This window comes from Kitasatospora sp. MY 5-36 (assembly GCF_001182915.1).
Taxonomy (GTDB): Bacteria; Actinomycetota; Actinomycetes; order Streptomycetales; family Streptomycetaceae; genus Kitasatospora.
Genome location: NZ_LFVW01000195.1, coordinates 1 through 18,309, shown reverse-complemented (window position 1 = coordinate 18,309; position 18,309 = coordinate 1). Strand labels below are relative to the sequence as shown.

The window sequence follows — 18,309 nt, the reverse complement described above, 5'->3', positions numbered from 1 at the left end:
CAGGCCGATCAGGTCGCACAGCCGCAGCGGGCCCGGCGACGGGACGGCCCTTGAGGCCCAGGTCGTAGCTCCAGACCACGGCCGCCAACGGCACCGCGACGGACAGGGCCCCACGCCCACCGCCCGCCGCGGCGAAGGCGAGCCCCGTCCCGGTGAGGCCGGCGGCCAGCGACAGGGCGACCGAAGGCTCCACCCGGCCGGAGGGGATCGGACGGTGCGGACGCTCGACCGCGTCGGTGTGCCGGTCGGCGTAGTCGTTGAGGGCCATGCCCGCCCAGTAGAGACAGACCGAGGACAGGGCCAGCAGTCCGGTGGCCGGTCCGAGCGGGCGGCCGGCCAGCGTCGCCCCGACCAGGGGGTCGCCGGGCACGGTGATCGCGGCCGGTGCCCGGACGAGTTCGGCGACGGTGCCGAGGCTCGGGATCCTCATGTGCGCGGCCCGCCGCCCGCGGTCGCCGCCGCGGTCTCCGCCGCGAACGCCCGCAAGGCCTCGTACTGGTCGGTCAGGGCGTAACCACCCGAGCCGACCGGGTCCTTGAAGAAGAAGCCCAGGGCCCCGAGCGGGCCCGAGACGCCCGCCGCGTGCGCGGTGGCGGTGAGCCGGACGAGATCCAGCACGAGCGGTGCGGCCAGCGCCGAGTCGCAGCCCTGCCAGGTGAACTGGAGGCTCATCCGCGCCCCGAGGAACCCTTCGAAGGCCACGTGGTCCCAGGCGGTCTTCCATTCGCCGAGCGCCGGTACGCAGTCGATGTGCACCGAGCCCTCCACCGGGTGCCCCAGCATGCGGCCCAGGCCCCGCCGCTTGGACGCCGTCTTGCTGGCGGCGGCGCCCGGATCGGCCAGGGTGGCGCCGTCCCCGCCGCCCAGCAGGTTCGTGCCGGACCAGGCCCGCACCTTCAACGCGCGGACGGCGAACATCGGTGCCAGGACCGACTGCACCAGCGTCTCGCCGGTCTTGGCGTCGCTGCCCGCGTACGGCAGGCCGCGCGCGCGGGCCAGGGCGTCCAGCGCGGGCAGCCGGGCACCGGTGGAGGGGGTGAAGTCCACGTAGGGGCAGTCGGCGGTGAAGGCCGCGTAGGCGTAGAGCGAGCTGGCCGGCAGGACGTCGGCCGGGCCGCGCAGGGCCGCCTCCAGCAGGTCGAGGTCGTGGTGTTCGGGGCGGTCCGGCACCGGCGCCTCGGTGGAGGCCACGTTGACGACCACGACGCGGTCCAGGCCCAGACGCCGCCGGAAGCCCTCGATGTCGACGGCGAGCGCCCGGGCCGCCACCGCCTGGGGCAGTCCGCTCCGACCGGTGGCGTAGCCCGGGCGGATCTCCTGGTCGGCGGCGACGACGGCCTTCTCCAGCGGTTCGAGCAGCCGCTGCGGCACCACCCCGGACTCGGCCAGCTCGGCGGCCCGGACGGGCAGGGGGACGGAGCCGGTGTCGTGCCCGCCGAACACCAGGGCGCCGAGCGGCGGCAGCCGGGTCCCGGGGAAGTCCTCGCTCGCGGTGACGCACCCCGTCGGCTCGGCCAGCCCCGCACCGACCGCCGCCGCGCCCACCACGGTGGTCGTGGCCACCGAGCCGCGCGCCCCCACCAGCCAGACCCCCGTCCGGGGCCCCGCTCCCGGTTCCGGCATGTGCCAGGCTCCTTCCGCTCGCCGGTCCGCGGTCACTCTCCGTCGATTCGGCGGAAATGCCGCAGGACCCTATCCGTTGTCACGTCGTCAACGATCCATCTATGCCGACGGCGGACGTTCCACTCACATCGGTGCGGCAGGAATCACCCGAATCGGCCTGGGCCGGAATCATGCGATCGCGGGGTGACTGACGCCGAGTGAACACCCTCGGCTGTCCGGGTCGAGGCGGGCTAGGGATCAAGGTGCGGTGGTACATCGCTGGCGGCTTCCCGCCAACCCCCTAGGAGGTGCTGTGAGCGTCCTTTCCGTTCCCCGGGTTTTCTTCCGCGGTCAGATGACCTTCAATCCGGCGACCATGAACAACAACGGCCTGTTCCCGACGTACGACTTCCGGACGGCGGAGCTGAACTGGAATTATCTCAAGGACAAGAAAATCACCCCGGACAATTTCCGGGAGGCCTTTCCGAAATGGGCGTTCAGTATGCAGACGGGCCAAGGCCCGGACGGGAAGGAGACGGAGGAGCCCCCTTCGGGGTGGAGCGCCTACGGCGGCAACGACTGGTGGCTCCACGTGCAGCCCCGCGACGCGCCGGACGGCAAGGGCGTCCTCACGACCGTGACCGGGGGGCAGACCGCGTACGGAGCGGATCCGTCGATCCCGGGCGACCCGCTGCTCGGCGCCGTCGTCAACCTGGCCGGGGACTCGTTCCCGATCGCCGACCTCACCCCGGAGGAGCAGACCGGCGACGGCCACTTCCCCAGGGCCGCGTTCCACACCAGCGCGAGCATGGCGGACAACAACCCGGATTCGGTCTGGAGCCCCTGCTTCTTCGCCAGGCGCATCCAGATCGGCAGCAGAACCAGCCCGGAGGAATTCTTCTACGGCGACATCGAGGACGGCCTCCAGCTGCCGGCGCGCTGGCAGAATTTCAGCCGCAACCTGAATCTGAAGGGGGACGTCTACCGCGACGGGGTCGGCGCCACCGTCGTCCAGGCGTGCGTGGGCCGGGACAATCTCCACTTCACCTCCGACAAATCGCCACTGCTGAACGCGCTCAAGAAGGAGATGGATTCCCAGAAGGCCCGCGGAATCATGATGCGGTACTCCGTCTATCTGACCCACTACTTCAACGCACCCGAGTTCGCCGGCTGCAAGACCCAGAAGGAGCGGTTCGAGAAACTACTGGACCTGTGGGAGCAGGACCGAAAAGCGGGGAATCCGCCACGTCGGAACACCTGCCTTTCCCGGGTGGTCGGCACGATCGGCCTGTGGCACGAGAGCGAGCCGGCTTCGGTACCCGGCGGGCGGTTCCTGGCGCCGGCGAACTCGGTGAAGGTCCTCGATTCGGAGAAGAATCCGGTGGACGCCTGGTTCGGGCCGGCGGTGGCGGAGATCCACCGGAATGCCGGGGGCACCCGCTACGTCAGCCTCGACCTGGGGGCCACGATCCCGGAGAAGGACGCCAGCGGTGACAAGGAGACGTCCTTCGGAACTCTGGAGCTCGTCGTCGCCGGCGCCGCCACCATCGAGACCGTGGCGGAGATCAAGCCCGATCTCTACGACAGGAGCGGCTACGAGCTGACCTCCGGCATCATCGACGTGCCGGTCGACGGCAAGGTGACCGACGCGGACCTGGCCGACGGGGTCCTGGGCATCCGGTGCAAGCCGAATGCCGAGCAGGTCACGATGCTGACGGAGAAGGTGCTCACGGCCCAGACCGAATTGCGATCGATCTACGTCGACCAGAGCGACAAGGACCGGGTGGTGGTGGTCGAGGTCCGGGACCGGGGTGCGATCCCCACCCGCGAGGTCGGGCTGGTCGTCCAGCAGTACCTGCCGGACCCGCCGCCACCCATGCAGAACGGCTCCTCCTGGAAGAAACCGGAGAAGAAGGAGGAGGAAGTCCTCACCATCACCAAGGTCGGGCCGGTGGTGAACGGCCGCGCGGAGATCGGGTTCACCGTGGTGGGCGGTCTCGAAGCCCCCAACCTCCCGGTCATCGCCTTCTTTCCCTACTACCTCGACGGGAGTCCGGCCGTTCCGCCGGAAAAGGTGGGGTACACGGGAGCGCCCTGGTCCTTCGTCTCGGCGTTCTACTGCTGTGTGCGGATGCTGCCCTTCGACGACCTGCTCCCCGCGGACTTCCGGAAGTACTGCGAGGAGCACCACAACGACCCGGCCGCCGCCTGGGACTACGTCTACAAGCGGGTTCTCTACGTGTACGACATGATCTTCCCGGTCATGAAGTACTACGCCGCGCTCGACCTGGGGGACCGGACGGCCGTCGAACGGAACATCGACCAGATCCTGGAACTGTCCTCGACCGCCATGGCGAACTCCTCGCTCTACATGCCCGTCACCAGGGACCTGTCCAGCGGCAAGCGCAAGGTGCTGGAGATGTACCGCACCCTGCTCAGGACCGGAAAGCCGAAGGAGGTCACCTCATGAGCTTCGAGGACGACATCAAGAAACTGCGGGAGATGCTGCAGAGCGCCTGCCTGGTCGAGTTCTCCACCATCCCCGCCTACCTGACGGGCTGGTGGTCGATCAAGGACCGCCGGAGCACCGCGGCCAAACTCATCCGGGAGCTGGTGACCGTCGAGATGCGGCACCTGTCGATCGCCGCGAACGTCCTGATCGCCACTGGCGCGGACCCCGACATCAAGGCCGTCGCCTCCCTCCCCTATCCGCGCTTCTTCAGTGCCCCCGGCCCCATGGAGATCCAACTCCAGCCCTTCGGGGACTCCTTCCTGGCCATGGGCATGTGCATCGAGTCCCCGGGGCCCGTCGACGAAGGGACCCTGCCGGAGGGGCTCAGGGCCGCACTGCCGGTCACCGCCGAGTTCGACCCGCGGTTGCACACCCCGATCCTCCCCGACCCGGGTGAGACGATCGGGCAGTTCTACCGGGACCTCATGCAGCACCTGAAGGACTGCGTCCACCTGTACGGGGAGAAGGCCGTGTTCCCGGCCGGGCGCCTCGACCGCCAGTACGCCTACTTCGGGCAGGACTGCATCACCGTGGAAGGCCTGGACGACGCGCTGACGCTCATGCAGGACATCATTTGGGAGGGTGAAGGGGACGGCGGAGGAATCCTGGACTCCAACCGCGACCTGTCGCACTACTTCACGTTCCACGAGCTGAGCGTCGGAAGGTTCTACCGGCAGGACGACAAACCGCTCGACCCCACCGGCGACGGCTTCCACGTCCCGAAAGGGGACGAGGTCGTGAACACACTCGTGAACCCCAAGCTGGCGAATTACGAGGAGAACCCGGACGCCCTCAAGGCCGCCCTCGGCTTCACGGAGCTCTACCAGAAGATGATCACAGACCTGGATGCCGGGTTCCGAGGACGCCCGGCCCTGATCGACGTGGCGATCGGACGGATGCGCCAGCTCCTGGCCCGCGCCGACGAGGTGCTGGTCTGCAAGCTGAAGGGCATGGACTACTACGCGGCCCCGACCTTCGAGCTGCCCGACCAGTGAGCCGGCGGTGCGGCGGACCCCCGGCTCCTCCAGGCTCCCTCCCGCCGTTGCCCGGCGGGCCGTCACCCGCCGGGTGGGTGGCTCGTTGAGCCGGGTGCGCCGCCCCGCGTGCGCAGTGGTAGTCGGAAGCGGCCTGAGGGAGTCTGCGGTGTCCACCGTCACCAACCCGTTCACCGGTGGCTACGCCCCGGTGGAGGAGGAAGTCACGGCCTTCGACCTGCCGGTCACGGGGACGATCCCGGCCGAGCTCAACGGCCGGTACCTGCGCAACGGGCCCAACGGGATGCGGCCGGAGGACCCGCGGCCGCGGCACCTGTTCGCCGGGTACGCCATGGTGCACGGGGTGCGGCTGCTCGACGGGCGGGCCCGGTGGTACCGCAACCGGCTGGTGCGCAGCGCCGCCGTGGCCGAGGCGCTGGGGGAGCGGCCGCGCCCCGGCGCCGTGCCGCGGATCGCCGACGTCGCGCCCAACACCCACGTGATCGGGCACGCCGACCGCACCCTCGCGCTGGTCGAGGGCGGCTTCCGCCCGTACGAACTCTCCTACGAGATCGAGACGGTGGGGGCCGGCGACTTCTGCGGCACGCTGCCCGACGGGTTCGCCGCCCACCCCAAGCTCGACCCGGTCACCGGCGAGCTGCACGCGATCACCTGGCAGCGGGACGACAGCGAGCGGCTGCGCCACCTGGTGGTCTCCCCGGAGGGCGTCGTCGTGCGCGCCGTGGACATCCCGGTCCCGCACCGGCCGGTGGTGCACGACATGGCGCTGACCCGGAACTTCGCCGTCGTCCTCGACCTCGCGGGGCGCGTCAGCATGCCCGACAACCTGGCACGCAAGACGTATCCGGCGGTCTGGGACGAGACCCGCGGCGCGCGGGTCGGGCTGCTGCCCCGCGACGGCACCGAGGTCCGCTGGTTCGAGGTCGAGCCCTGCTTCGTCTTCCACACCCTCAACGCCCACGAGGACGGCGACCGGGTCGTCGTCGACGTGGTCCGCTACCCGAGGATGTTCGCCGGCGGCGCGGTGGACGGGCAGAGCAGCCCCACCCTGGACCGCTGGACGGTCGACACCGTCTCCGGCACGGTCACCGAGACCCGGCTGGACGACCGGCCGCAGGAGTTCCCGGCGGTCAACCCGGCGGTGCTCGGCGGCGCCCACCGCTACGGCTACTCCACCGTGGCCACCCAGCTGCTGCGCCACCTCGCAGCGACGGCCGACGACCTGGACGCGCTGCCCCCGGAGGCCGCCGGGGACGCGCTGATCAAGCACGACCTGCGCCGGCAGTCCAGCACCGTACGGCAGTTCGGCGCGGGCCGGTACACCGGTGAGGTCTCCTTCGTGCCGAGGGAGGGCGCCCGCGGCGAGGACGACGGCTACCTGCTGACCTACGTCCACGACCCCGAGCGGGGCGCGAGCGACCTGGTCGTCCTCTCCGCCGAGGACTTCACCGGCGCCCCGCTCGCCACCGTCCACCTGCCGGTGCGGGTGCCGGCCGGCTTCCACGGCAGCTGGATCCCCGACCCCGTCCGAGAGGACTCCCAGTGAACACTCCGGCTGTGACCGCGCCCTCCGTGACCGCGCCCGCCGTATCCGCCCCGGCCGAGACCGTCGCCCGGCTGCGTGCGACCTTCCGCACCGGCCGCACCCGGCCGCTCGCCTGGCGCACCGAGCAGCTGGCCGGGCTGCGCGCCCTGCTGACCGGCCACCGCGAGGAGATCGCCGACGCCCTCCACGCCGACCTGCGCAAGCCGCGCGCCGAGACCGACATCGCCGAAGTCGACTTCACCGTACGGGAGATCGACCACACCCTGCAGAACCTGGAGCAGTGGCTGCGCCCCGAGCCGGTGCCCGCCGCCGCGCTCACCCGGCTGCCGCCGGGGACGAGCGCCCACACCGGCCACGCCCCGCTCGGGACCGTCCTGGTGATCGCGCCCTGGAACTACCCGGTGCAGCTGCTGCTGGTGCCGGTGGCGGGCGCGATCGCCGCCGGCAACACGGTGCTCGCCAAGCCGAGCGAACTGGCCCCGGCCTGCTCGGCCCTGCTGGCACGGCTGCTGCCCCGGTACGTCGACCCGGCGGCGATCGCCGTGGTGGAGGGCGGCGGGGAGACGACCACCGCCCTGCTCGCCGAGCGCTTCGACCACATCCTCTACACCGGCAACGCCCGCTTCGGCCGGACGGTGCTGCGGGCCGCCGCCGAGCACCTGACCCCGGTCACCCTCGAACTGGGCGGCAAGTCACCGGTGTTCGTGGACCGCGGCGTCGACCCCGGGCCGGTCGCCGCCCGGCTGGCCCGCGCCAAGTTCGCCAACGCGGGGCAGACCTGCGTGGCCCCCGACTACCTGCTGACCGACCCGGCCACGGCCCGCGCGCTGGAAGGCGCCCTGGCGCGCGCCGTCACCGAGCTGTACGGCCCCGACCCGGCGCGGTCACCGGCGTACGGGCGCATCGTCGACGAGCGGCACTTCGACCGGGTCGTCGCTCTCCTCGACTCGGGCCGTACGGTCTTCGGCGGGCAGCACGACCGCGCGGACCGCTACATCGCGCCCACCCTGCTGGCCGAGGTGGAGCCGGACGCCCCGGTCATGCGGGAGGAGGTCTTCGGCCCCGTCCTGCCCGTCGTCGAGGTCGCCGGCCTCGACGAGGCCATCGCCTTCATCAACGACCGGGACCACCCCCTCGCCCTCTACGCCTTCACCGGGGACGGGCACGCACGCCGCCGCCTGGCCGAGGAGACCGCCTCCGGCGCCCTCAACTTCGGCCTCCCGGTGGCCCACCTGGGCATCCCGGAACTCCCCTTCGGCGGGGTGGGGGAGAGCGGCTCCGGCCGCTACCACGGCCGCTGGTCCCTCGACACCTTCAGCCACCGCCGGGCCTGCCTGGACGCGCCCCTGGTGTGACCGGCCGGGTCCGGATCCCCGAGCTAGTAGTCCCAGGACATCGTGGCGGTGATGGCGGTCAGGACCAGCCAGCCGAGGAGGGGGAGGGCGAGGGTGAGGGTGAAGGGCCACTGGGCGGTGATGAGGATGATGCTGCCGAGGACGGTGAAGAGGACCAGGAAGGGGAGGACGGCGAGCGGGAGCGCCCAGCTGACGAGGCGGCGCAGGAGGAGGCCGTAGACGGCGAGGACGGTTCCCGTGCCGACCAGGAGGGCGAGCTTGAGGGCGGTGAGCCAGGGGGTGCTCTGGACGGTGGAGCGGTGGCCCTGGTGGGAGAGCTCGACCACGCGGCCCCGCCAGAGGGTCAGGTCCACGTTGACGCCGTTCTCCAGGCTGTCGTAGAGGCCCTCGGTGACGCTGTAGGTGGCGGTGGGCACCGTCTCGCGGGAGACGGTCAGGCCGTAGGTGGTGGAGTCTCCGTTCGAGTCGGTCTTCTTGGCCGTCACCCGGCCGGTCTCCTGCTTGGTGCAGTCCGCGCCGGGTGCGGTGGCGGGGGCGCCGCAGACCGGGGCGCCGCGGTAGGCGAGCGCCTCGTCGTAGGTGTCGACGAACCAGGAGAAGCCGAGGGCGACGGTGGACAGGCCGATGACGACCAGCAGGGCCTGGGCCACGATCCGGGCGGCCGGGGTGACGGACCGCCGGCTGTGGTGCCGGGGGCGGCGGGGTGGCGGGGTGGCCGCCTGGTCGGTCGGCGGAGTCGGGACGCGGTCGGTCGGCGGCTCACTCATCGTCGTCGCTCAGCGCCGGCCCCGCCAGCTCGCGTTCCCGGTGCAGCCGGTCCCGGAGCTCCGCCGTCTCCCGCAGCCCGTCGCCGTCGGCGACCCTGATCCGCGCGTCCATCGCACTCCCTCGGCCTCGCCCGGGCGCCTCCCGGGTTCAGTCGGGATGATGGCAGGGGCCGGCGGTGGCGGGGGAGTGGCCTGGCGAGCTTGTGACCGACTTGTGGAACTCGGCCGGGGCGTGGGGCTGGTGGTGCGCCCGGCGACGGGTCAGGGCAGCAGCAGGCCGGCGAGTTCGTCCAGCAGCTCGGTGACCCTGCGGGCCTTCTCCGGGTCGGGGACGGCCTTGGTGATGACGGGCTCGGCGGGCCGGGCGACGTGGGCGCGGATGGCGTGCCGGGCCGACTCGGAGACGGTCAGCAGGGTTCGGCGCCCGTCGGCGGGGTCGGCGGCGGCGTCGAGCAGGCCGCGTTCGCGCAGCCGGGCGACGGAGACCGAGACGTGGCTCTGGGCGAAGCCGGTGCGGACCCGGATCTCCTGGACGGCGGTGGCGGGGTGGCGGTACACGTCGGAGACCACGGCGATCTCCCCGGCGCTGAGGTGCTCGGCGGCCGGGTCGGTGATCATCGCGCGGCCGAGTTCCGTCAGCCGCTTGCCGAGTCTGAGGAGTTGCACGCCGTCCATGCCCGCAAGAATACATCTTCACCGATATATCTCCACCAATACATCTTCACTGATGCATCGGTGCCGATGTAGATTGCCGGGCATGACGACCTCCGAACCGCTCAGCCCGGTCTCCCGCACCGCCCTGTCCGTCGCCCGGGTGCGGGCCTACGAGAGCTCCCGACCCGACCCGCTCTTCGTCGACCCGTACGCCCTCGCCTTCGTGGACGCCGCCGGCCTCGAACCCGCCCTCTCCGGCCCGGTCAGCAGCCTCGCCAAGGCCCTCGTCGCCCACGGCATCCTGCGCACCCGCTTCTACGACGACCGGCTGCCGGCCGCCGGCGCCGACCAGGTGGTGGTGCTGGCGGCGGGCCTGGACACCCGCGCCTACCGGCTGGACTGGCCGTCCGGCACCCGGGTGTTCGAGCTCGACCTCGGCCCGGTGCTGGACTTCAAGCAGCAGGTCCTGGACGGCCTCGGCGCCGTGCCGAAGGCCCGGCGCACCGCCCTGCCCGTCGACCTGGTCGACCCGCGGTGGCCCGAGCGGCTGGTCGCCGCCGGCTTCGACCCGGCCCGGCGCTCGGTCTGGCTCGCCGAAGGCCTGCTGGTCTACCTCGCCCCGGACGAGGCGGCCGGGCTGCTCACGGCGGTGGCCGGGCTGGCGGCCCCGGGCAGCCGCCTCCTGCTGGAGCAGGGCGGGGACGTGAGCCGCACACCGCAGGACCCGGCGCTCACCCACCTCACCGGGCTGTGGCGCGGCGGGCTCGGCCCGGGCACCGGCGACTGGCTGGCCGGGCACGGCTGGACGGTGGAGACCACCGCCCTGACCCGGCTCGCGGAGACGTACGGGCGCCCGCTCCCGGACCCGTCGACCACGAGGGCGTTCATCGAGGCGGAGCGGCGTACCGCGGACTGACGCCGGGGCCTGACGGATCATCAGTTCTGGTCGGCGGGCTGGGGCGGCCAGGTGTCCGGGGCCAGGACGCCGGTGGTGTAGGCGCGGGCGACCAGGGCGGTGCGGTTGGGGACGCGCCAGCGGCGGGAGAGCCGGGCCAGGTGGTAGTTGACGCCGTCCGGGGTGATGCCGAGGGCCCGGGCGATCTGCGCGGTGGTGTCGCCCCGGGCCGCGGCGGCGAGGATGCGGGCCTCGACCGGGCTGGCCTCGGCCCGGGGGCCGGACGGCGGGGCCTCGGCGGCGGGCTCCGCCGCCTGTAGCGACAGCAGGAGGTTCGGGGTCTGCTCCGGGGTGTCGCTGACCAGGTCGACGGTCATCTCGCCGTGCCGCTCGGTGCCGCCGGCGGGCGTCCAGGAGACCCGGGCCGGGTACTGCGAGCGGCGGTGCAGCCGGACGGCCTCGGTGAGCGCCTCCAGGGTGCCGGTGTCCCGCAGGGTGAAGAACTCCAGAATCCTACGGTGGCGCAACTGGCCCGGCAAGCAGCCGAATTCGGCTGCCATCGCGCGGTTGACGATCAGGATCTGCCCGCCGAACTCGCACACCGCGATGGGCATCGGCACGTGGTCCATCAGCCGCAGCGCCCGGTTGCGCCAGATCACCGCCGGGTCCAGGCGGCCGCCCGGCAGGGGGGCGCAGTCCTCGGTCGATCGCATCGGTGGTTCTCCTCTCCGGGGCCAGGGCTGACGGTTCGTGGGCAAGCCCGTCGGAGCCCCTGGTACTACACAATCATGTAGTGATCGGGGTCTGACCTTCCGCCCGGTGGGCGCACAGTGGTGGAAGACCGAAGTTTCCTGCCGTGGGAGGGGCCACAGCGATGACCGAGACCGTGGAGAGCACGACCGAGGGCCAGTGGACGGCCGAGGACGGGTGGGCGGCCGGCGGCGAGCGGGCGGACGGGGCCGGGAGCGGTCGGGCCGTCCCCCTGGTGGACATCTCGTCGGCGCCGCCGATCGCCGCCCCGATGCTGCGCACCATGGAACTGGCCAGAGAGCACGGCCCGGCCTTCGTCCAGCGGCTGCACGGCCGGGACAGCCTGATCGTCAGCGGGCTGGAGCTGGTCGAGGAGCTCGCCGACGAGACCCGGTTCACCAAGTCGATCGGCCCGGGCCTGGAGAACGTCCGCCAGTTCACCGGCGACGGCCTGTTCACCGCCTACAACGACGAGCCCAACTGGGCCCGGGCGCACGACATCCTGATGCCGGCCTTCGCGCTCGGCTCGATGCGCACCTACCACCCGGTGATGCTGCGGGTGGCCCGCCGGCTGGTCGACTCCTGGGACCGCCGGGAGGCCGCCGGACTGCCGGTGGACGTGCCCGGCGACATGACCCGGATGACCCTGGACACCATCGGACTGGCCGGCTTCGGCTTCGACTTCGGCTCCTTCGAGCGGGACGAGCCGCACCCCTTCGTCGAGGCGATGGTGCGCTGCCTGGGCTGGGCGATGAACAGGCTCACCCGCGACCCGGAGGCCGACCACCGCGAGCGGGACACCGCCTTCCGGGCCGACGCCGACTACCTGGCCGCCGTGGTGGACGAGGTGATCGCCGCCCGCTCCGCGGAGGGAACCGCCGGGGAGGGAGCTGTTGGGGAGGGCGAGCAGGCTCCGGCCGAGGACCTGCTGGGCCTGATGCTCGGCGCGGTCCGCCCCTCGGACGGGACCCGGCTGGACGCCGAGAACATCCGCAACCAGGTGATCACCTTCCTGATCGCCGGCCACGAGACCACCTCGGGCGCGCTCTCCTTCGCGATGTACTACCTGGTCAAGCACCCGACGGTGCTGCGCCAGGTGCAGCGGGAGGTGGACGGGCTCTGGGGCGACCAGGCCGACCCGGAGCCCTCCTACGAGGACGTCGGACGGCTGCGCCACACCCGCCAGGTGCTCAACGAGGCGCTGCGGCTGTGGCCGACGGCGCCCGCGTTCAGCCGGGAGGCCCGCGAGGACACCCTGCTCGGCGGCCGCATCCCGCTGCGCGCCGGGGAGACCGTCTTCGTCTCCACGCCGATGCTGCACCGGGACCCGTCGTGGGGCGACAACCCGGAGCTGTTCGACCCGTCCCGGTTCGACCCCGAGTGCGAGGAGGCCCGCTCCCCGCACGCCTTCAAGCCCTTCGGCACCGGCGAACGCGCCTGCATCGGAAGGCAGTTCGCGCTGCACGAGGCCGTCATGCTGCTCGGCATGCTGGTCCACCGCTACCGGCTGATCGACCACACCGACTACCGGCTGACCATCAAGCAGACGCTCACCATCAAGCCCGACGACTTCACCCTCGGCCTCGCCCGGCGCACGCCCGGCCGGGCCGCGACCGCCTCCGGCTCCACCGCTGCTGCCAGCGGCACCACCGAGCGGCCCGGGACGGCCGGGCGGGTCCGCCAGGGGACCGGGCTGCTGCTCCTGCACGGCTCCAACTACGGCGCCTGCCGGGAGTTCAGCCGGCAGCTCGCGGAGGCCGCCGCCGACCTCGGCTGCGAGACGGAGACCGCCCCGCTGGACGCGTACGCGGACGGACTGCCCACCGACCGGTCGGTGGTGATCACCACCGCCTCGTACAACGGGCAGCCGACCGACGACGCGGCCCGGTTCGTCCGCCGGCTCCAGGAGGCCCAGGAGGCTCAGGACGCCGGGGAGGGGCAGGAGGGCGGGACGGCCGAGGGCGTCGAGTACGCGGTGCTCGGCATCGGCGACCGCACCTACGCCGCGACCTACCAGCGCGTCCCGGGGCTGATCGACGACCGGCTCGCCGCGCTCGGCGGCACCCGGCTGCTGGCCCGCGCCGAGGCCGATGCCTCCGGCGACCTGGCCGGCACCGTACGGCAGTTCACCGCCGAGCTGCGCGAGACCCTGCTGGCGCGCTACGGGGACGCCGACGCCCCCGCCGAGGCGCGGCCGGCGGCCGCCTACTCGGTGACCGAGGTGACCGGCGGCCCGCTGGCCGCGCTGGCCGCCCGGCACGGCATGGCGGAGCTGACCGTCACCGCCGTCGGCAGCCTGACCGACCCCGCCTACCACCGGGTCAAGCGGCTGGTCCGGCTGGCCCTGCCGGAGGGCACCGGCTACCGGACCGCCGACCACCTCACCGTGCTCCCGGCCAACGACCCGGCGCTGGTCGAGCGCGCCGCCAAGCTGTTCGGCGCCGACCTCGACACGGTGCTGGGCATCGTGGCGCACCGGCGCACCGGACTGGCCGTCGACCGCCCGCTGACGGTGCGCGAACTGCTCACCCGCCACGTCGAGTTGCAGGACCGGCCGAGCGCCGAGCAGCGCGCCGCCCTGGCCGCGCTCAACCCCTGCCCGCCCGAGCAGGCCGCGCTGCGGGCGCTGCCCGAGGACGACCCGCGCACCCTGCTGGACCTGGTCGAGGACCACCCGGCCCTCCAGGGGCGGCTCGGCTGGCCGGTGCTGCTGGAGCTGCTGCCGCCGATCCGGCCGCGGCACTACTCGATCTCCTCCTCGCCGGCCGGCGACCCGGGCCGGGCGGAGCTGATGGTCTCGGTGCTCAGCGGGCCGGCCCGTTCGGGCCGGGGCACCTTCCGGGGCACCGGCTCCGGCTACCTCGACCGGGTGGCCGTCGGCGACACCGTGCTGGCCCGGGTCCAGCCCTGCCGGGAGGCGTTCCGGATCGGCCACCGGACCCCGGTGGTCATGATCGCGGCCGGCACCGGCCTGGCGCCCTTCCGGGGCGCCGTCGCCGACCGCCGGGCGCTGCTCGCCGAGGGGGCCGGGCTCGCCCCGGCGCTGCTGTACTTCGGCTGCGACGACCCGGACGCGGACTACCTGCACCGCGGTGAGCTGGAGGCGGCCGAGCAGGCCGGCGCGGTCTCGCTGCGGCCCGCCTTCAGCGAGCGGCCGCGGGACGGGCGGCGCTACGTGCAGGACCGGATCGCCGCCGAGGCGGCCGAGGTCTGGGAGCTGCTCGAAGCCGGTGCCGAGGTGTACGTGTGCGGCGACGGCGCCCGGATGGCGCCGGGCGTCCGGGAGGCCTTCCGGACGCTGTACCGCGAGCGCGTCCCGGGCGCGGACGAGCAGCGGGCGCAGGCCTGGCTGCAGGGGCTGATCGAGGCCGGGCGGTACGTCGAGGACGTGTACGCCGGCTGACGGCTCACCCCTCCCGAGACGGCCGTGGGCCTGCCGCACCGGTGCGGCAGGCCCACGGCTCGGCGGGCGGGGACGGCGTCAGTACACGCTGACCTGGTACGCGGAGAGCGCCGCGTTGACGGGCTGGTAGAAGGTCGTCCCACCCGAGGTGCAGTCGCCGCTGCCGCCCGAGGTGAGGCCGAGCGCCTTGGCCCCGTCGTACAGCGGGCCGCCCGAGTCGCCCTGCTCGGCGCAGACGTTGGTCTGGATCAGGCCGCGGACGGTGCTGCCGTCCGTGTAGCGCACGGTGGCGTTGAGCCCGGTGACGGTGCCGCCGTGGGTGCCGGTGGTCGAGCCGGTGCGCTGCACCGCCTCGCCGACGACGGCGTCCGGGGCGGAGGTGAAGCCGCCCGGGTGGCTGAGCGCGCTGTTGTCGTAGCGGACCAGCGCGTAGTCGTGGCCGGGGAAGGTCGAGCCGATGGTCGGGCCGATCAGGTTGGCGTGGTTGACGTCGGTGTACCAGGTGGCGGCGACGTTGCCGCAGTGCCCGGCGGTGAGGAAGTAGTAGGTGCTGCCGCTGACCACGTTGAAGCCGAGCGAGCAGCGGTACTGGCCGCCGTAGATGGCGTCGCCGCCGGCGAGCAGCGGGGTGAACGCGCCGGGGACGCGGTGGACGGTGATGGTGGACGCGTCGGCGCCGGCGGAGCTCATCAGCTTGGCGAGCGAGACCGGGGAGACGGTGCTGTCGGCGGTCACCACGACATGTCCGGCGGCCTCGTCGACGTACCAGGCGGTGCCGTTGACCTCGGCGCCCAGGATGGCCTCGCTGACCGCCAGGAGCTGCTCCGGTCGGGCGGTGGGGGCCGTGGGGACGGTGGGGGCGGTGGGGATGGGAGCGGCTGCGGCGCCCGGCGCGGCGACCGCGGTGGCGGTCAGCAGGCCCAGGGCGGCGGCGAGCAGGCGGAAGCGGCGCGTACGGCCGGTACGGCGGGTGGTGCCGGGTGTGGTGCCGGTGCGGGGCGTGGGGCGCATGGTCCTCACCGATCTCCTCCAGAGGGGGGCGACGGCCCTGAGGGTTGGGGCCGTGAAGCGCGGTCAGGCGATGGGCGGACCCCGGCCGGTGCTTTCCGGAAGCACGGCGGATGATCAGCTCCTGACCGGCGCTGACCGGAAGTATGAGGAAACGGACCGTTCGGTACAAGCTTTCTGATGGGGTGTCGGCGGACCCGCAGGCTCAGGAGTGAGCCCGCGGGTCCGCCGTTCGGCGGCTGCCGTGCCGCTCCTACACGGCGGGCAACGGTTCGGACCCGGCGAGCCGGCGGCCGCGGTGGAGGGCGCGCAGCGAGAGCGCGCACGCTGCCCCGAGGGCGCACAGCGCCAGCCAGGGGAGCGCGGCGAGCCCGGCCGCGCGGGCGGCGTCCAGGGCCGCGCCGGTCAGCAGGTTCCCGAGGGTGATGCCGACCCCGCAGACGGTGTTGTAGAGCCCGTAGTGGGTGGCGACCAGGCGGTCCCCGGAGAGCCGGACCACCGTGTCCATCTCGAACGGGTACGCCAGCACCGTGCCCAGGGCCAGCAGGAACGCGGCCAGCGCCGGCGGCCCGGCGGCCAGCGCCCAGCGCCCGGGGCCCGCCTCGGGAACAGGCAGGGCCGAGGCGGCGAGCAGCGGCAGGAAGGCCGCGCCCATCACGGCCACCCCCGCGACCAGGGCCGTCCCCGGCGCGATCCGGGCCCGGCACCAGGCCGTCACCCTGGTCTGGAGCAGGATCGTGCCCAGCCCGGACACCACGAACAGCAGCGCCGTCGCCACCGTCCCGCCGGTGCCGCCGCCGCCCAGCCGGCGGACCTCCAGCGGCAGCGCCAGGTACACCTGGAAGGACAGCACGTACGAGCCGGTCATCGCGCCCGCGAAGAGCAGGAACGGCCGGTTGGCCAGCACCCCGCGCCACTGCGCGAGGACACCCGTGCGCTCGTGCCCCTCGTCCGGCCCGGAGCCCCGGCGGGCCGGCAGCGACCGGATCTGCACCGCGCTGAGCACCGCGAACACCCCGGCCGCGACCAGGCAGGTGGTGCGGAAGTCCACCGCCGTCAGCGCCATGCCCACCAGCGGGCCGAGCAGGACGCCCGCCTGGTAGAAGACGTTGAACAGCGCGAACGCGGCCACCCGCCGCTCCTCGCCCGCGTCCCGTGCCAGGTACGCCCGCACGGCCGGGTTGAACAGCGCCCCGGCCAGGCCGGTGGCCGCCGAGGCCGTCACCAGGGCGGGCAGCGAGGAGGAGAGGCCGAGCGCGGCGAAGCCGGCGGTGCGCAGCAGGCAGCCCGCCACGATCAGCGGCTTGTAACCGAACCGGTCGGCCAGCGTGCCGCCGACCAGGAACATGCCCTGCTGGGTGAAGTTGCGCACCCCGAGCACCAGCCCGACCGTCCAGCCGGCCAGGCCCAGACCGCCGGACAGGTGCGCGGCCAGGTAGGGCATCAGCATGTAGAAGCCCAGGTTGATGGTGAACTGGTTGACCATCAGCAGCCGGACGCTGCGCTCGTGGCCCCGGAACTGGGCGGTCAGCCCCCTCACGCGGCACCGCCGGGGGCGCCCGGGAGGGTCAGCGGGTCGACCACCTCGGCGCACCGGGTCCAGCGGGTGACCTCCCGCTCGTCCGGCCGGGCGAGCTCGTCCGGGCCGTCCGCCGGCGGGTGGTCCAGCAGGTCGTGCGCGGCGCCGTACTCGTCGTCGTAGACGGTGCCGAGGTAGCGCTGCGGCCCGTCCGGGAAGATCGCGGCGATCCGGGTGCCGGCGGGCCGGGTACGGGCCAGCCAGCCGGCCACCAGGGCGACCGCGCCGACGCTCCAGCCGCCGGTGGCGTAGTGCGAGGCGGCCAGCCGGCGGCAGGTCCAGACGGCCTCGGCCGGGGCGACCCAGTGGACCTCGTCGAAGGCCTGGTAGGCGACGTTGCGCGGGTAGATGCTGGAGCCGAGGCCGCGCATCAGCCGGGTCCGGGCGGGCTGCCCGAAGATCGTGGAGCCGACGGTGTCCACCCCGACCACCCGCAGCCCCGGGTAGAGCTGGCGCAGGACTCGCGAGGTGCCGGCCGAGTGCCCGCCGGTGCCGACGCTGCACACCAGCACGTCCAGGTGGCCCAGTTGGGCGGCGAGCTCCAGCGCCAGCGGGGTGTAGGCGGTGGTGTTGTCGGGGTTGTTGTACTGGTCGGGGCACCACGATCCCGGGTGGCGGGCCAGTAGTTCGGCCACCCGGTCGCGCCGGGCCTGCTGCCAGCCGCCCCGCGGGTGCGCACTGGCGACCGCCTCCACCTCGGCGCCGTACGCGGTGAGCAGCCTGGTCATGGTCGGCTCCAGCCCCGGGTCGGTGACCAGCGTGACCGGGTGCCGGTACACCATGCCGGCCAGCGCGAGCCCCAGTCCCAGCGTGCCGCTGGTGGACTCCACGATCCGGCCGCCCGGGCGCAACTCGCCCCGGGCCCGGGCCCGTTGGACCATGTGCAGGGCCGGGCGGTCCTTGATGCCACCGGGGTTGAAGCCCTCCAGCTTGGCCCAGAAACCGCGGCCCGCCGGGGCGAGCGGCTCGCCGATCCGCAGGACCGGGGTGTTGCCGACCAGGCCGCTGAGGGCCGCGTGGTCGTCCGTGCGATGGGTGAGGGACGTCATGTCTCGTCTCCTGTCGGGAGGTTGGCGGAAGGTACGGCAGCTCGGACGGACACCGAGCCGCTATATCCGCCACCGACTGGTGACCAGCAACGGGCCTCTCGGCCCGGACGTACGGGCGGCGCGCCCGGCGGCGGCCGTCGGGCGGGGCGCGGCAGGCTCCGCCCGGTCCCCGCCGGGGGCGGTGGCCGGGGACG

14 protein-coding genes are annotated in these 18,309 nt (G+C 73.3%); 6 read left to right on the top strand and 8 right to left on the bottom strand.

The features are described from left to right. Positions 1-430 (bottom strand): UbiA family prenyltransferase (locus AE652_RS14445; RefSeq protein ID WP_049651757.1); only part of this gene is annotated, 430 nt, incomplete at its 3' end. Further along, the gene (locus tag AE652_RS14440; protein WP_049651756.1) at positions 427-1,623 is read right to left on the bottom strand and encodes an inositol-3-phosphate synthase; all 1,197 of its coding nucleotides are present in this window, start codon (positions 1,621-1,623) and stop codon (positions 427-429) included. The genes AE652_RS14440 and AE652_RS14445, both read right to left, overlap by 4 nt. Positions 1,624-1,957: 334 nt before the next feature. On the opposite strand from AE652_RS14440, the gene AE652_RS14435 reads away from it, so the two are divergent. The 4 genes from AE652_RS14435 (at position 1,958) to AE652_RS14420 (ending at position 8,010) form a co-directional block, all read left to right on the top strand. Further along, positions 1,958-4,072 (top strand): hypothetical protein, encoded by a 2,115-nt coding sequence (locus AE652_RS14435; protein WP_159028448.1) that lies wholly within the window; start codon positions 1,958-1,960, stop codon positions 4,070-4,072. Further along, positions 4,069-5,109: a ferritin-like domain-containing protein gene (locus tag AE652_RS14430; protein ID WP_049651754.1), complete on the top strand. Its 1,041-nt coding sequence runs from the start codon at positions 4,069-4,071 to the stop codon at positions 5,107-5,109. Before AE652_RS14435 ends, AE652_RS14430 begins: the two co-directional genes overlap by 4 nt. 148 nt (positions 5,110-5,257) lie before the next feature. After that, positions 5,258-6,655 carry a carotenoid oxygenase family protein gene (locus AE652_RS14425; protein WP_049651753.1) on the top strand — a complete coding sequence of 466 codons (1,398 nt, stop codon included), beginning with the start codon at positions 5,258-5,260 and terminating at the stop codon, positions 6,653-6,655. 11 nt (positions 6,656-6,666) lie between these two features. Further along, positions 6,667-8,010, top strand: coding sequence for an aldehyde dehydrogenase family protein (locus AE652_RS14420; RefSeq protein ID WP_234348381.1), 1,344 nt, complete (start codon positions 6,667-6,669; stop codon positions 8,008-8,010). 23 nt (positions 8,011-8,033) lie between these two features. Here AE652_RS14420 and AE652_RS14415 read toward each other — a convergent pair whose 3' ends face one another. Both AE652_RS14415 and AE652_RS14410 read right to left on the bottom strand, forming a co-directional pair. Next, positions 8,034-8,777 carry a hypothetical protein gene (locus tag AE652_RS14415; protein ID WP_049651752.1) on the bottom strand — a complete coding sequence of 248 codons (744 nt, stop codon included), beginning with the start codon at positions 8,775-8,777 and terminating at the stop codon, positions 8,034-8,036. 261 nt (positions 8,778-9,038) lie between these two features. Beyond that, positions 9,039-9,452, bottom strand: coding sequence for a MarR family winged helix-turn-helix transcriptional regulator (locus tag AE652_RS14410; protein ID WP_049651751.1), 414 nt, complete (start codon positions 9,450-9,452; stop codon positions 9,039-9,041). 82 nt (positions 9,453-9,534) lie between these two features. Between AE652_RS14410 and AE652_RS14405 the strand changes: the two genes are divergently transcribed. Next, on the top strand, positions 9,535-10,347 hold the full coding sequence (locus AE652_RS14405; RefSeq protein WP_049651750.1) for an SAM-dependent methyltransferase: 813 nt from the start codon (positions 9,535-9,537) through the stop codon (positions 10,345-10,347). 20 nt (positions 10,348-10,367) lie between these two features. Here AE652_RS14405 and AE652_RS14400 read toward each other — a convergent pair whose 3' ends face one another. Beyond that, a complete protein-coding gene (locus AE652_RS14400; protein ID WP_049651749.1) occupies positions 10,368-11,039 on the bottom strand; it encodes a helix-turn-helix transcriptional regulator in 672 nt (223 codons plus the stop codon). Positions 11,040-11,347: 308 nt separating this feature from the next. Here AE652_RS14400 and AE652_RS14395 point away from each other — a divergent pair, with 308 nt between their 5' ends. Further along, positions 11,348-14,479, top strand: coding sequence for a bifunctional cytochrome P450/NADPH--P450 reductase (locus AE652_RS14395; protein ID WP_369808296.1), 3,132 nt, complete (start codon positions 11,348-11,350; stop codon positions 14,477-14,479). 78 nt (positions 14,480-14,557) lie between these two features. Here the strand turns inward: AE652_RS14395 and AE652_RS14390 are convergent, their stop codons facing one another. The 3 genes from AE652_RS14390 to AE652_RS14375 form a co-directional block, all read right to left on the bottom strand. Continuing rightward, positions 14,558-15,490, bottom strand: coding sequence for a S1 family peptidase (locus AE652_RS14390; RefSeq protein WP_082345721.1), 933 nt, complete (start codon positions 15,488-15,490; stop codon positions 14,558-14,560). Positions 15,491-15,740: 250 nt separating this feature from the next. Further along, positions 15,741-16,973, bottom strand: a complete 1,233-nt coding sequence (locus AE652_RS14380) for an MFS transporter (protein ID WP_049651758.1) — start codon at positions 16,971-16,973, stop codon at positions 15,741-15,743. A 50-nt stretch (positions 16,974-17,023) separates the two neighbouring features. Beyond that, positions 17,024-18,115: a PLP-dependent cysteine synthase family protein gene (locus tag AE652_RS14375; RefSeq protein WP_049651746.1), complete on the bottom strand. Its 1,092-nt coding sequence runs from the start codon at positions 18,113-18,115 to the stop codon at positions 17,024-17,026. Positions 18,116-18,309: the final 194 nt, after the last annotated feature.